Source organism: Flavobacterium saliperosum, assembly GCF_900100625.1.
GTDB lineage: Bacteria > Bacteroidota > Bacteroidia > Flavobacteriales > Flavobacteriaceae > Flavobacterium > Flavobacterium saliperosum.
The window spans coordinates 554,957-569,244 of sequence record NZ_FMTY01000001.1; the positions used below are offsets into that span (position 1 = coordinate 554,957).

The 14,288-nt window shown below is 38.4% G+C and carries 16 protein-coding genes and 1 riboswitch; of the genes, 15 read left to right on the plus strand and 1 reads right to left on the minus strand.

The genetic code is table 11. The features are described from left to right. The first annotated feature begins 28 nt into the window (after positions 1–28). From BLQ05_RS02605 to BLQ05_RS02630, 6 genes are all read left to right on the plus strand, one after another. Positions 29–1,333, plus strand: a complete 1,305-nt coding sequence (locus tag BLQ05_RS02605) for a serine hydrolase domain-containing protein (RefSeq protein ID WP_023575574.1) — start codon at positions 29–31, stop codon at positions 1,331–1,333. Between the two features lie 147 nt (positions 1,334–1,480). Next, positions 1,481–1,936, plus strand: a complete 456-nt coding sequence (gene rplM / locus BLQ05_RS02610; RefSeq protein WP_023575575.1) for a 50S ribosomal protein L13 — start codon at positions 1,481–1,483, stop codon at positions 1,934–1,936. Continuing rightward, on the plus strand, positions 1,936–2,322 hold the full coding sequence (gene rpsI / locus BLQ05_RS02615; RefSeq protein WP_035117710.1) for a 30S ribosomal protein S9: 387 nt from the start codon (positions 1,936–1,938) through the stop codon (positions 2,320–2,322). The genes rplM and rpsI overlap by 1 nt, the downstream gene beginning before the upstream one ends. Before the next feature lie 156 nt (positions 2,323–2,478). After that, on the plus strand, positions 2,479–3,246 hold the full coding sequence (rpsB, locus tag BLQ05_RS02620; RefSeq protein WP_035654075.1) for a 30S ribosomal protein S2: 768 nt from the start codon (positions 2,479–2,481) through the stop codon (positions 3,244–3,246). Positions 3,247–3,349: 103 nt separating this feature from the next. After that, a complete protein-coding gene (gene tsf / locus BLQ05_RS02625) occupies positions 3,350–4,171 on the plus strand; it encodes a translation elongation factor Ts (protein WP_023575577.1) in 822 nt (273 codons plus the stop codon). 93 nt (positions 4,172–4,264) lie between these two features. Next, positions 4,265–4,915, plus strand: a complete 651-nt coding sequence (locus tag BLQ05_RS02630) for a queuosine precursor transporter (RefSeq protein ID WP_023575578.1) — start codon at positions 4,265–4,267, stop codon at positions 4,913–4,915. Between the two features lie 35 nt (positions 4,916–4,950). Here the strand turns inward: BLQ05_RS02630 and BLQ05_RS02635 are convergent, their stop codons facing one another. Beyond that, positions 4,951–5,313: a helix-turn-helix domain-containing protein gene (locus BLQ05_RS02635; RefSeq protein ID WP_051365718.1), complete on the minus strand. Its 363-nt coding sequence runs from the start codon at positions 5,311–5,313 to the stop codon at positions 4,951–4,953. Positions 5,314–5,411: 98 nt separating this feature from the next. Here BLQ05_RS02635 and BLQ05_RS02640 point away from each other — a divergent pair, with 98 nt between their 5' ends. The 9 genes from BLQ05_RS02640 (at position 5,412) to thiS (ending at position 14,211) form a co-directional block, all read left to right on the plus strand. Further along, positions 5,412–5,639, plus strand: coding sequence for a hypothetical protein (locus tag BLQ05_RS02640; RefSeq protein ID WP_035653949.1), 228 nt, complete (start codon positions 5,412–5,414; stop codon positions 5,637–5,639). Positions 5,640–5,671: 32 nt separating this feature from the next. Further along, complete coding sequence (locus BLQ05_RS02645; protein ID WP_023575581.1) at positions 5,672–5,890, plus strand: hypothetical protein; 219 nt, start codon at positions 5,672–5,674, stop codon at positions 5,888–5,890. Positions 5,891–6,029: 139 nt separating this feature from the next. Next, entirely contained in the window at positions 6,030–7,211 is a 1,182-nt protein-coding gene (locus BLQ05_RS02650) for a zinc metalloprotease (RefSeq protein ID WP_143000893.1), read from the plus strand. Then, positions 7,186–8,514 carry a radical SAM/SPASM domain-containing protein gene (locus tag BLQ05_RS02655; RefSeq protein WP_023575582.1) on the plus strand — a complete coding sequence of 443 codons (1,329 nt, stop codon included), beginning with the start codon at positions 7,186–7,188 and terminating at the stop codon, positions 8,512–8,514. Before BLQ05_RS02650 ends, BLQ05_RS02655 begins: the two co-directional genes overlap by 26 nt. After that, positions 8,507–10,474 (plus strand): hypothetical protein, encoded by a 1,968-nt coding sequence (locus BLQ05_RS02660; protein WP_035653955.1) that lies wholly within the window; start codon positions 8,507–8,509, stop codon positions 10,472–10,474. Before BLQ05_RS02655 ends, BLQ05_RS02660 begins: the two co-directional genes overlap by 8 nt. Further along, a complete protein-coding gene (locus BLQ05_RS02665; protein ID WP_035653957.1) occupies positions 10,452–10,697 on the plus strand; it encodes a hypothetical protein in 246 nt (81 codons plus the stop codon). Before BLQ05_RS02660 ends, BLQ05_RS02665 begins: the two co-directional genes overlap by 23 nt. Before the next feature lie 19 nt (positions 10,698–10,716). Then, positions 10,717–13,155 (plus strand): TonB-dependent receptor, encoded by a 2,439-nt coding sequence (locus tag BLQ05_RS02670; protein WP_074460082.1) that lies wholly within the window; start codon positions 10,717–10,719, stop codon positions 13,153–13,155. Between the two features lie 8 nt (positions 13,156–13,163). Then, positions 13,164–13,727 carry a DNA-3-methyladenine glycosylase I gene (locus tag BLQ05_RS02675; protein WP_023575585.1) on the plus strand — a complete coding sequence of 188 codons (564 nt, stop codon included), beginning with the start codon at positions 13,164–13,166 and terminating at the stop codon, positions 13,725–13,727. Between the two features lie 113 nt (positions 13,728–13,840). Further along, positions 13,841–13,937: riboswitch (TPP riboswitch) on the plus strand. Positions 13,938–14,004: 67 nt separating this feature from the next. Beyond that, the gene (thiS, locus tag BLQ05_RS02680) at positions 14,005–14,211 is read left to right on the plus strand and encodes a sulfur carrier protein ThiS (protein WP_023575586.1); all 207 of its coding nucleotides are present in this window, start codon (positions 14,005–14,007) and stop codon (positions 14,209–14,211) included. Positions 14,212–14,288 lie beyond the last annotated feature (77 nt).

Here is a 14,288-nt window from a genome sequence, read left to right on the forward strand (position 1 = left end):
GTTGACAGTAATGACAAAATATAAACTTATGAAAAAAACACTCTTTTTATTCGTATTCCTTTTATCGCTGACGATTTCCGCGCAGGAAAGCACGCGTTTCCGAAAAATGGACAGTTTGCTCACCTATCTGAATACCAATAACCGTTTTATGGGACAGTTAAGCATCCGCGAAGGCGACAATGTAGTTTTTTCACGCGCCTACGGTATCCCCAAAAGCAAACAACAGCCCGATGGCTATACCAAATACAAAATCGGATCGATTACCAAAACTTTTACGGCGGTAATGATTATGCAGTTGGTGGAAGAAAAAAGACTAAAACTCGAGGAAAAACTTTCCAAGTTCTACCCAAAAATACCCAATGCCGATAAAATCACGATCAACGATTTGTTGCGTCACCGAACCGGAATTCCCGATTACGTGAACGCCGATAGTACGGCAAACATGACACTGGCAATCGGTAAAAAAGAAATGCTGGCAAAAATCGCTGCCTACCAACCGGTTTTCGAGCCCAACACCAAAGCCGAGTACAGCAATTCCAACTATTATTTATTAGGTTGTATAATCGAAGACCTTACTAAAACACCCTACAAAACGAATCTGAAAAACAGAATCGTTAACAAACTGAAACTGAAAAACACCTACATGGTGGACAAAACAGAGGCAGAACGAAATGAAGTGGTGTCCTATACCTATAATGGAGAACAATGGGAAGCGATTCCGGAATGGGACATGTCATTACCTTTTGCCGCAGGGGCAATTTCTTCAACAGCCAATGACTTAACCGCTTTCATGCGCGCCATCTTCAGCGGAAAATTATTAAAACCCTCTTCTGTAGACGAAATGACACAGCTTAGAGAAAGTTACGGCATCGGATTGGTGACTTTCCCTTTCGGAGAACGCAAATTTTTCGGTCACACCGGAGGCATTGAAGGCTTCAAATCGGTGGTGGGTTACTATCCGGCCGAAAAACTGGGCATTTCTTTAATCGTGAATGGCGATAACTTCAACAGAAACGACATCATGATTGGCATCCTTAGCATTTATTACAAAATGCCGTTCGCGTTTCCGAATGTGAAATCGGTTAAAGTGGATGAAACGGTACTGAAATCCTACGAAGGCACTTATTCTTCGAAGGAAATTCCACTGAAAATCAACATCAAAGCGGACAAAGGACAGATCATCGCGCAGGCAACCGGCCAGGGCGCCTTCCCTTTAAACCCGGTTAGTGAAACCGAATTTGTATTTGATCCGGCGGGCGTAAACATGACTTTTGGGGAGAAAACCATGCTGTTAAAACAGGGCGGAATGGAAATTAAGTTCGTGAAAGAATAATTTTTACCCCTTACAAACCTCAGAATCAACTACTCGTCTGACAATCAACTAATAAATTTATGCGTCGGGTATTTGCATTATAAATAAATAATTGTACTTTTGCACTCCCTTTATTGGGGATGGAATGTTTAATTAAAATAAAAAAACGTGGACAATTTAAGCTACAAGACAGTATCAGCAAACAAAGCGACTGCTCAGAAAGAGTGGATCGTGGTGGATGCTGAAGGTCATAACTTAGGTCGTTTTGCTTCTAAAGTTGCGATGCTTTTAAGAGGTAAATACAAGACAAGTTATACACCGCATGTGGACTGTGGAGATAACGTAATCGTTATTAACGCAGAGAAAATCAACCTTACAGGTAACAAGTTGGATGACAAAACGTACATCCGTCACACAGGTTACCCAGGTGGACAAAGAAGTTTAACTGCTAAAGTAATGCAACAAAAAAACCCTGCATTATTAGTAGAAAAAGCTGTAAAAGGAATGTTACCTAAAAACAAATTAGGTGCTGAGTTATTCCGAAATTTAAATGTAAATGTTGGTTCTGAGCACAAACATGAGGCTCAAAAACCAAAAACTGTAAACTTAAACGATCTTAAGTAATGGGAGTTATTCACAAAATCGGTAGAAGAAAATGTGCCGTGGCACGTGTTTATGTTTCAGAAGGAACAGGAAAAATCACCGTAAACAAAAAAGAATTTACAACTTACTTCCCAACAGCTACATTACAGTACAAAGTGATGCAACCAATGTCGATGACAGAAAATGCAACTAACTTTGACGTAAAAGTTAATGTATACGGTGGTGGTACTACAGGACAAGCGGAAGCGGTTCGTATGGCTATCGCAAGAGCTATGTGTGAAGTTGAAGTTGAAAACAGAGCAATCTTAAAACCAGAAGGTTTACTTACACGTGACCCTCGTATGGTTGAACGTAAGAAATTCGGTCAGAAGAAAGCTCGTAAGAGATTCCAGTTCTCTAAACGTTAATATTTATTATTATTTAAAAACACTAAGTTTTTGTTGCTCTCCTACTGAGGTAGGAATTAGTTTAGCATCCAAATGCAGTCCAAAGTCTCAAGGCGAATGTCCGAAAGCGAAAAAGGTGACGCATTGCTAATACACAAGAACGTAAACTATTACAAAATGGCAAACAAAGTAGAAGTTAAAGAATTACTAGAAGCAGGTGTTCACTTCGGACACATGACTAGAAAATGGGATCCAAACATGGCTCCTTACATCTATATGGAGCGTAATGGTATTCACATTATCAATCTATATAAAACTGCAGCTAAAATTGAAGAAGCGAATGAAGCTTTGAAAAAAATCGCTGCATCTGGTAGAAAAGTACTTTTCGTAGCTACCAAAAAACAAGCAAAAGATATCGTTGCAGAAAAAGCTGCAGCAGCTAACATGCCTTACATCACTGAAAGATGGCCAGGCGGTATGTTAACTAACTTCGTTACAATCCGTAAAGCTGTTAAGAAAATGGCTTCTATCGACAAAATGAAGAAAGACGGTACTTTCATGACTTTATCTAAAAAAGAGCGTTTACAAGTTGATCGTTTACGTGCGAAATTAGAGAAGAACTTAGGTTCTATTGCAGACATGACAAGACTTCCGGCTGCGTTATTCGTTGTAGATATCAAAGCAGAACACATCGCTGTTAAAGAAGCTCAAAAATTAAACATTCCAGTTTTCGCTATGGTGGACACCAACTCTGACCCACGTCAGGTTGATTTCGTTATCCCGGCAAACGATGATGCTTCAAAATCAATCGACAAAGTTTTATCTTTAGTATCGGGCGCCATCATTGAAGGACTTTCTGATAGAAAATCTGACAAAGATGAACAACCGGCTGGAGAAGTTGCAGCTGCAGAAGTAGAAGCAACAACACCTTCAACTGAAGAATAAAAATAACATTATGATAAAGTCGTTATGCTGATGGATGTTTACTTTCGTATTCTCTGTCATTATGACGACTTTATAATTTTAACCTTATAAATTTTATACAAAAATGGCAACAATAACTGCTGCAGACGTAAATAAATTAAGAACCATCACCGGAGCAGGTATGATGGATTGTAAAAAAGCATTAGTGGAAGCTGATGGGGATTTCGATTTAGCAATCGAAAACTTACGTAAAAAAGGTCAAAAAGTAGCTGCAAACCGTTCTGACAGAGAATCTACAGAAGGTGCTGCAATTGCTGTTGTAAATGCTGACAAAACTGCTGGTGTAGCTATCACATTAAACTGTGAGACTGACTTCGTAGGTAAAAATGAAGGTTTCGTGAAATTGGCTACCGATTTAGCTAACCAAGCGTTAAACTACACTGATAAAGACGCTTTCTTAGCTTCTGACTTCGGTGGCATCACTGTTGCAGAGAAATTAATCGAGCAAACAGGAGTTATCGGTGAAAAAATTGAAGTAGCTCAGTTCGAACGTTTAGAAGGTGCTTTCGTTGGCTCCTACGTTCACGCTGGAAAAATCGCTACTTTGGTGGCATTATCCGCTAACGTTGCTGGTGCTGATGAGGCTGCTAAAAACGTGGCTATGCAAGCTGCTGCCATGAACCCAATTGCTTTAGACGAAGCGGGTGTTGATGCTGCAACTATCGAAAAAGAAATCGAAATCGCGAAAGATTTGTTACGTCAGGAAGGGAAACCGGAAGCTATGATTGATAACATCGCTAAAGGAAAACTAGGACGTTTCTTCAAAGACAACACTTTGGTAAACCAAGACTTCATCAAAGACGGATCTATGAGCGTTGCCGCTTATATCAAATCGGTTGACGGTGGTTTAACGGTTACAGGTTTCAAACGTGTGGCTTTAGGATAATCATTCTAAACATAAATATCGAAAACCTCAGTCCGCAAGATTGGGGTTTTTTTATTCTCCGAAATAATGTAATTTTGAGTTTAAACCTTTTTTATGTTCAAGACGAAGAAAGACATTGTTTACATTATTTTAGCCGGTATTTTCATTACCAATGCCATTGTAGCCGAATTAACCGGGGGCAAACTCATTCAGATCGGCCCGTTCATCATGAGCATCGGGATCCTGCCTTGGCCCATCGTCTTCATCACGACCGACATCATTAACGAACATTTCGGTCGCGACGGCGTAAAAAAACTGTCTTTCATTACCGCAGGCCTTATCGCCTATTGCATCCTGATTTTGTTCATCGGCACTAAAATACCCGCTTTTGTTACCGGCGACACCGTAAACGACGAACAGTTTTATGCGGTTTTCGGGCAAGGATTGTTTATTATGATGGCGAGCATTGTTGCCTTTTTGGTTTCCCAATTAATCGACGTTAGCATCTTCTGGTTCCTCCGAAACAAAACCGGCAAAAAAATGATCTGGCTCCGAAGCACCGGCTCTACCGTTATTTCCCAACTGATTGACAGCTTTATCGTTTCCGGTATCGCTTTCTGGATGACCGGTAAAATCACAACAAGCCAATACCTGAACATGTCGTTCACCGGTTATACCTTCAAATTGATTTTAGCTGTAGTACTAACACCGCTCATTTACTTAGGCCATTACCTGATTGAAAAATACCTTGCAGCAGAAGAATAAAAAAACCGTTAAATCTTAAAAACAGCAACCAACCTTTATATTGAATTTTTAGTCTCCACCAAATCTCTCAAGCGCGCCATCTCATCCTTCAATTCGGAAAGTTTCTCTTCCAAAACCCTTAGTAAGTTTTCCTGAAAAGCAGTACTCAAGTCGCTTCCGATACAATTCACATTAGCGCTATTGGATAACCTAGGTGTATCATAAACAATCAAATCCACAGGGGTCATCCCAAACAAGTGAGAAATCTTCTCGATTCGATGCCAGTCCAACTTGGTCTGGTTATTCTCTATTTTACTGTATGCGCGTTGTGAAATTCCAAGCTGAATAGCAACATAGTCTTGCGTATACCCCCTTAATTCCCTAACCTTTCTGACATTACTATACAAATTGTCTTTCATAAAATCTCTCAATTCAGCACTAAAAAATCACTATTTAGCACTAATAAAGCTACAAATTTAATAACAAAATAAATATTTTTGCGATAAAATATAACAAAATGAAAAAAACAAAAATAGATGTATTCGAAATTGAAGAGCTTGAAGAAAGACTAGAACTGAAATCTTGGGCAGGAGATGGCGGCAGTGGCGGAAATGGTGGCGATTCCTGCTGCAACAACGGCAGTTGCGATTGTGTCTGCGGTGACGGCAGCACAGGTGGCTCTGGAGGATCTGGAGGATCCGGAGGGACAGGGGGAGACACAACCATAGGTACCAATAACGGCTAATAAAAAATTATTAATTATTAAATACAAACAAAATGAAAACAATTAAAGTACAGGAACTTGAAGAAAGACTAGAGCTTAAAAACTGGGTCGGCGGTGGTGACGGAGGTGACGGCGCAACAGGTGGAGATGGCGGCACAGGAACCGGTGGAAATGGCGGAAATGGCGGTGACGGCGGAGACAGCACCATCGGCATTGATGTTAACACCGGCGGCGGCGGAACTACCGGAACCGGAACCTCTGGCGGTAACTAAATTAAAAACCTCCCTAGGGAGGTTTATTATTTCCAATGCATAATTACCTTTATCCGCTGGTTTGCATTCCAAACATGTAAAAAAAGCCCACGGATCCGAAATAAAAAATCATCACAACCTGCTTCAGGAAAAAGAATGTATGTCACAAATTCCCAAATTAAGATACAAATACTCTTGTATTGAAAAAGAAAGCGATGCAATCCTCTTAATAATTGAGCACGAAACAAGCAACTCGTACTTGCATTGTAGTAGCGAAGTTATAGACATTATTGAACTAATTGACGGAAAAAAGAACATTAAGGAAATTAACGACATTCTAAACAAAAAAAACATCCTCCTCACAGAGGAAGAATTATCTGATATCATAAACAACAGACTTAGGCGGTTGACCAGTCTAAAACAATCCGACGATAAAAAACCCGTTCACTACCTGTATTTTAATTTCACCATTATCAATAAGAAACATGTAAAAAAAATAGCCACTATTCTGGCTTTTATTTTTAAGAACCAAAACTTTGTCCTCTTTTCGTTTATACTGTTTATCGTGTTATCGGCAACACTTTTATACAGTTATACGCAGACATTTACAATTACTTCGCAAAGTATTTTCACGATTCCGTTGATACTGTTAGTAACGTTGTTTTTTCACGAAATAGGGCATGCCACCGCCTGCTATTCATATGGTGCTGAAAATGGAGACATAGGCTTTGGATTTTACCTGCTAACGCCGGTAATGTATGCAGATGTAACAGATGTATGGAAGTTACCCCGAAAAGAAAGATTTATAGTGGATATCGCGGGCCTTTATATGGAAGGCCTGATTGTAACACTTTTATCTATTGTTTATTGGCTGACAAAATCTGAAATACTTATCTATACCACTATTGTCATTATAATCAACACATTTATCAATCTCAATCCGTTTTTACGCTTTGACGGCTATTGGATGTTATCAGACATCACTAATATTTACAATTTGAAATCGGTTTCAAACAAGCGATTAATGGAACTTGTCCGATTGCAAAATCTGAAACTAAAAGCAAGAGACCTGTTCCTGATTCTATACGCATCGTTGAGCCTATTGTTCCTTTTGTGGTTCATCTTCTATGTTTCATATTACCGGTTTATGGATCTCATCCATTTCCCGGAAAACTGCTACACCTTCATAAGCGAATGGATAGTAAACCAAAAAAGCAATGTCAGTTTTTGGCAGATTTCCATCCCTATTGGTTTTTATTATTTAATAATTAACAAATCGAAACTCTTAATCAAATTATTGCAATCAAAATTATCTCATGAAAAATTCAAGTCAGCCATATAAAGTTTCCAAGTACATTGTCGTAACTCCAATAGGAAACAAAACAATAATTTTCTCTACAAGAACAGGCAAATTAACCCGCCTGTCCAAAGAGTTATGGATTAGTTTAACAACATCGGAAATTCATCATTTACCTGAAAAAATCATTACTCATTTAGAAGAGTTAAAAATAATAATCCCAAATGAAACGGAAGAATTTGAGACCATAGTGGCCGAAAACAAAACGCGAAGCAACTCGGATACTCTTTATGAAGTGATTCAGCCTTCTGCTGATTGCCAAATGGGTTGTTTTTACTGTGGTCAAAATCATGAAAACAAAAAAATTGATTCTGATACAATTGATAAGATAATCAATTCAATACATTCAAAATTAACAAACGGCAACTACAAAAGACTTCACATAGGATGGTTTGGCGGTGAACCCTTAATCGGGCTAAATCAAATAAGAAGTATTTCAAGAAGAGTAAAACAAATCTGCATCGAAAACAATGTTGAATATTCCGCCAAAATAGTAACAAACGGATTGCTTTTATCATGGGAGACCTACAAAGAACTATGCAATGAACTGAACATTTCACTTATAGAAATTACAATCGACGGAATCGATACCGACCACAATAAACGAAGAAATCTAAAGGCCGGAACTAAAGGGACTTTTGAGAAAATACTAAAGAACTTAAAGAAAATAACACAAGAGGAGTCCCGACCTAAAGCCACAATAAATATCCGTTGCAATGTTGATCGTGAAAATAAAAATTCCGTAATTCCTTTGATTGATTATCTTTATGCGGAGGGAATTTTACAAAAAATCAATTTTTACACCGCAAAAATTCACGAATGGGGAGAAAAAGACAACAAAGAAAGTCTTGAAGGATTTGACTATGCAAAAGAAGAGGTGTCGTGGATAACCCATCTGATGGAACGCAAACACGTTCACTCTCTTTTACCAAAAAGAAACTACACTACCTGCATGGCTACAAACAGTGCTTCCTATGTTTATGATGCTTATGGAAATGTCTTCAACTGCACTGAAGTTTCATACACAAAAAACTTTTCCGAATCGGAATTCTATCTTGGGTCAATTGAAGCCCCGAACCAGGAATTGAAAAGCGATTTTAACAGCAAATGGTTAACGGAAATACGAAATAAGAAAACGCATTGTTATGATTGTAACCTATACCCGGTTTGTGGGGGCTCCTGCCCGAAATCATGGGCCGAAGGCAACATTCCGTGTCCGTCTTTCAAATTTAACCTCACCACAAAAATTAAAATGCACTACCAGTTAAAATACGGAACCAATGATTAAGGAACAGAAAATAAGCTCCCTCTTAAGTCTCTTAAAAAAGGAAACTGTAGAATCGGGAAATTTGAATGTGAATTACATCTTGAATCAATTCAGAAAGAATCCCGCATTTTATCTTTTTTACCCGTTCTTATTCAAAGATTATTTTGAAATCGAGAACGAATCGGATGTGGATAATGTCTCGGTTGCGGGCTTTCTCTTTTATTTAAGCCTATTGCATACCGATTACCTTACTGACACTAAGAATGTTTCTACTGAGAGTAAAACAGACAAGCTTTTTCTGATTCAAAATCTAACGGAACAATCCATCAAAATTTTGACGACCGTGTTTCCAAAGCAGTCCGAATTATGGAAATTATGGGCCGTAAGACAACGGGAACAACATAACAGCAAAGAAATTGAGCAGAACCTCCTTTCGGAAACCTTCACAAAAGAGCAGTACGAAAAATTAGCGGATTACAAATCGTCATTTGGTAAAGCAGCCATCGATTGCTGTTATGTGCTTTCCAGTGATAAAAACAAATTTGCCTACGATAAGTTACTTACATCTCACAAATATTTTTCAGTTGCTTTTCAAATTTTAGATGATTTATCCGATATTAGAACCGATCTTAAAAACGGGCAGTTCAACTATGCTGTCCATATTGGAAAAAAAAACAATCACTTTACCGAAAAGAACAAAATAACCCAACAAATAGAGGCCTTTTACAAAACGGCGCTTCCTATAAAAATAATGGAAGAAGCCTTAGCTTATTTAAATAAAGCGGAAGCATGTTTGGATGGGTTACCCACAAACAGTCAATGGGAACAAGTCATTCGGCAAAAGAAAAACGACAGTAGCGAGAAAATGGAATCCATAGCCATTTTTTTCAAAGTAAACCATGAACTTTCACAACAATCCCAAACCAAATTATTCAAAAAAAGAAATCATACCGACACCGATTTGGAAAACGCTATTCAAAACGGCCTGGACTATATCCTGAAGAAATTCAACGATAACCATTGGGAAGACTACGTAACACAAGGCGGAATAAGCAACGGTTGGGCAACATCTTTCATTGGATATCACTTACGCCCTTTCGAATCCGACAGACGCATCGCCACGGCTCTTGATAAATCCGAAAAATACTTACACCGATTTGAAGAAAACTTCTCTTATAATGAAAAATGGCAAATGGAAGATGCCGATTCACTCAATTTCGCTTTTCTTTTCATTAAAAATCCGGATACCAAATCCAAAATTCTTGAACGCCTGCTAAAATTTCAAAATAACGATGGAGGATTCGCCACCTACAATAACCCCGGTTTATTGAAGCAGTTCTTTTCTTTTGAAAATTTCCCACATTTTGACGGCTGGTGTCAATCGCATCCGTGTGTAAGTGCCGTAAGCCTGCATGCACTATACGAAAACAGGGAACTGTACCCTCAGGAATGGAACAACTTAACCCGATACTGCATATCCCAAATCACTAACAATGAGGCAAAAGCATACTGGTGGACCAACCCGGTGTATTCCATGTATTTTTATTCTGAAATTTTAGACTATATTTGTAAGAAAAATGAATCTTTATCCGAATTTTCAACAGCTTTCATCAATCAAGTCTGCGAAATGCAAAATAAGGACGGGAGTTTCTCGGATACATTTGGTAAAAATTTATTTTACACAGGATATGGCTTAAAAACAATGTTAACCGGCAATACCTTAAATTCAGATTTGGTTGAAAAATCCGCCCATTACATCATCAGGAACCAATTTTCAGATGGTTCATGGACAAACAGTGCAGCCATGAGAATCCCAAATCCGGACAATATCATCCCTGAAGACGAATCGTTTGCCAAAATAAAAACTTTCGGAACGGACTGCAGGCAATTGGAATTCAACCGCCTCTTTACAACCTCTGTTTGTGTGAATGCTTTATTAACGTATCAAAATTTTAAAAATGAAAATAAAAACCAATATTAAAATATCAGAATTAGAAGACCGCCTGGAAATGGGATCATGGTCAATCTCAAGTGCAGCCGACGGAGAAGACGGAAAAAAAGGTGAAGACGGCACAAAAGAAAAAAACGGTGAAAACGGAAAAAATGGTGAAAATGGCAAATCAAGCATAAACGGAGTAAGTATTGACAATTCCGATTCAAAAACAATAAAACCCGAAAACAACAATACCGAAAACAAACAATAAACACCTTTAATACAAAGTTTTGAGATTTTTTTTAAAAACAATAACAATCCTTCTCCTGTCCATATACCATATAAACGCACAGGAGGTCGTTCAAATTAAAGGCGTGATTCTTTTTAACGGTTCCCCAATACCGGAAGCGACAATTGCTATTGTTAACAAAAACCTCCAAAAACAAACCCTTTCAGATGCCTCTGGAAATTACAATTTCGCCAATGTTCCAAAAAACGGGGAAAAAGTAATTATGACGATAAAACATCTCCAATATGAAACGTTGACCCAAGAGTTCTTTTTGAATCAGGACCAAACCATAGTCTCTCATTTTAAAGAAACAAAAAACAATGCCCTGAATGAAATTGTCATTACCGGTATTAAAAAAAAATTCATAAAGCATGAAGCTGACAGAACAACCGTTCTTGTGGAAAACAATGATGTACTAAATAGCGGAAGCACATTTGAAGCAATAACCAAACTTCCGGGCGTTATCCTTACTTCGGACGGTCTGGTTGGTCAAAACGGGAAACTCTCCTCTATTTTTATGGACGGGGAGCCTACCGGAATTTCAGGAGACAACCTTACTCATTTTCTCAATAATCTTCCGGCAAACAGTATTGAAAAAATCGAACTAATACCAAATCCCGGCGCGAAATACCCGGCTTCATTCTCTGGGGGGATAATAAACATTATCACTAAAAACCTGAAAACCAAGGGATATACCATTTCTTTAAACAATAACAACAGAATCAATCACAATTTCAAGACCGGAAACGCCGTTCAACTCCTAGCCAAGATAAACCGACTTAACTGGAATCTTTTTGCCGGAAACAACCATAATGTTTCAAACCAGCAGGAAACTTTTAAAAATGTGTTTGAGAATCAATCGGGAAGACCGGTATTTACAGAGGAAAGAAACCCGCTTTTTAAACATGAAGGATATTATCTCCGAAATGGATTCCGTTACAATTCCTCAAAAAAATCTGCTTTACTATTCGACTACAACCTCAACACCAATAACAATAATAATCTGCATACCACGCGGAATTATTCCGAAAATCTGTCCCAAAACATCAATACGAACTCAACAAACATCCAAAAAAACGGCAACTACAACAACGAAATCATCCTGAAATACAAACAAAAACTTGACACTTTAGGCTCACAACTTGATTTGTCTCTGAACACCAATTTCTACACCCAAAAAAAAAGCAACAAACTCTCTGAGTTAGGCGAAAACAACCGATATACATATACAAAACAAAACCTAAACACACAAAATCTCGTTTTTAATTTAGACGTGGAGATACCTTATAGAAAATATCATTTCCTTCTGAATTTCGGCACCCGCTTAGGCTTGTTTAAAGCTCAAAACACCGGTTATTACACTCTAAACAACACCTCTGAACACATTTTTGACAATTCAGATTTCGACAGCACGCTACCGTTTCTGTTTGAGAACAAAACCTTCGCCTCGTATTGTACAATCAATAAAAAAATCAAATTACTGAGTCTGTCAACGGGTTTGCGCTATGAGAATATCTATTATAAAAGTTATCTCAAAGATGACATCACTTTAAGCACGAAAAACTTCAGCAACCTGTTCCCAACGGTAAACTTATTGTACAAACTTAACCCAACTATTTTCATAAGTACAGGGTATTCCAAAAAAATAAATTTACCAAGCTATGCCAACTTTGACCCAAACAGCAACATTAACAGTTTTTATTTAAGCAACACAGGAAACCCATATTTAGAACCCGATAAAACCGACAACTTCAACACCAAACTTACTTTTTTTGACTATGCCTACTTATCGTTTTCACATACCAATCAAAAAACCAGGAATACCCTTTTTTATAGAAACGACAACACGTCGTTAAGCATCACGCAATCTGTAATCAGTTTGAAAAATGTCCAAACCACTTCCATTAACGTGGGACTACCGATCCCTTTCGGTATAATTACCGAAGGAACTGCTTTTCTTAACAAGAGAAATAATATAGACCAAAATGCAATTAGTTACCTCTTCGCTGATTTGAGTTACAATAAAACAAAATTTAACAACGACCTGTACAACAATTTTGAAAAAGGAACTTTCATGTTATACCTATATTCCCAAATTATCCTAAAAGACGAATACAAAATGTTTGTCAACTATAATTTCACGTCAAAAGGAAGTACTGATATTTATAATCTGAACGAACCCATACAAAATCTAGACCTGCATCTTTCAACAAAATACCTCAACAAAAAACTTAGGGTTCTCCTTGGCATTCAAAATATTTTAAACACATCGGGTTTTAATGCTAACTTTAACGGAATGAATTTAAGTTCTTCCTACAATCGCATTAACGAAACCCGAATGGCGAGGGTTGCACTAACCTATACCTTTGGAAATTTCAAATCGATTGCCGATGAAGATTTTTCAAAAAACGAACAGAACCTGATAAAACCGGTAAATTAATTAAGAAAATGGATTCTAAAACCCGCTGCGCCTGGTGCGAAAAAGACGATTTATACCGCAACTACCACGATTTGGAATGGGGTGTTCCCGTATATGACGACCAGAAAATATTCGAATTTCTGATACTGGAAACCTTTCAGGCTGGTTTGAGCTGGTATACCGTTTTGGCGAAAAGGGAAAATTTCCGGAACGCCTTTGATCATTTCGACTACCGGAAAGTCGCCACGTATTCCGAAACCAAAATCGAAGCACTAAAACAAGAAGCCGGCATCATTCGCAACGGATTGAAAATCAAAGCGGCCGTTACCAATGCCATCGCTTTTATGGAAGTCCAGAAAGAATTCGGCACGTTCTCCCACTACATTTGGGGCTTCGTGAACGGCAAACCCCTCGACAACAACTGCAAAACCCTCAAAGATGTTCCCGCCACCTCCGAAATCTCCGATGCCTTGAGTAAAGACCTAAAAAAGCGCGGCTTCAAATTCGTAGGTTCCACCGTGGTGTATGCTCACATGCAGGCCACCGGAATGGTGAACGATCATGTGGAAGACTGCTGGACGAGAAATCAGTAAACCGTAATCAGAATTCAGATTGCAGTTAATGACAAATTCATAATTCATAATTCATAATTCATAATTCATAATTCATAATTCATAATTCATAATTCATAATTTTTAATATATTTGCCGCACTTTAGGGGTGTCTGCACAACGCAGGCTGAGATTTTACCCTCTGAACCTGATCTGGTTAATACCAGCGTAGGGAAAAGTAAGATGACTTCATTCCAGTGCTTTCACGCACGTATTGCAGCCATTCCTAAAGTATTCTGATATACTAAACACAACAGGAATGGAACTAAAAATCAATAACCGACACAAACAATTCGACCGCGAAACCCTTTCCGCGCAGGCGTTGCTTGACCTCGAATTTCCCAACAGACAAAACGGCATCGCGCTTGCCGTGAACAATACCGTCATTCCTAAAATCCATTGGGAAACCACACTCCTCAACGAAACCGACGACATTTTAATCATAACAGCCACACAAGGCGGATAATCAGGCTGCACGACCAGGCTTCCCGATAGCTATCGGGACGTTGCAAGTCCGCAGTCAAAAGCTAAAAAACATAGCCC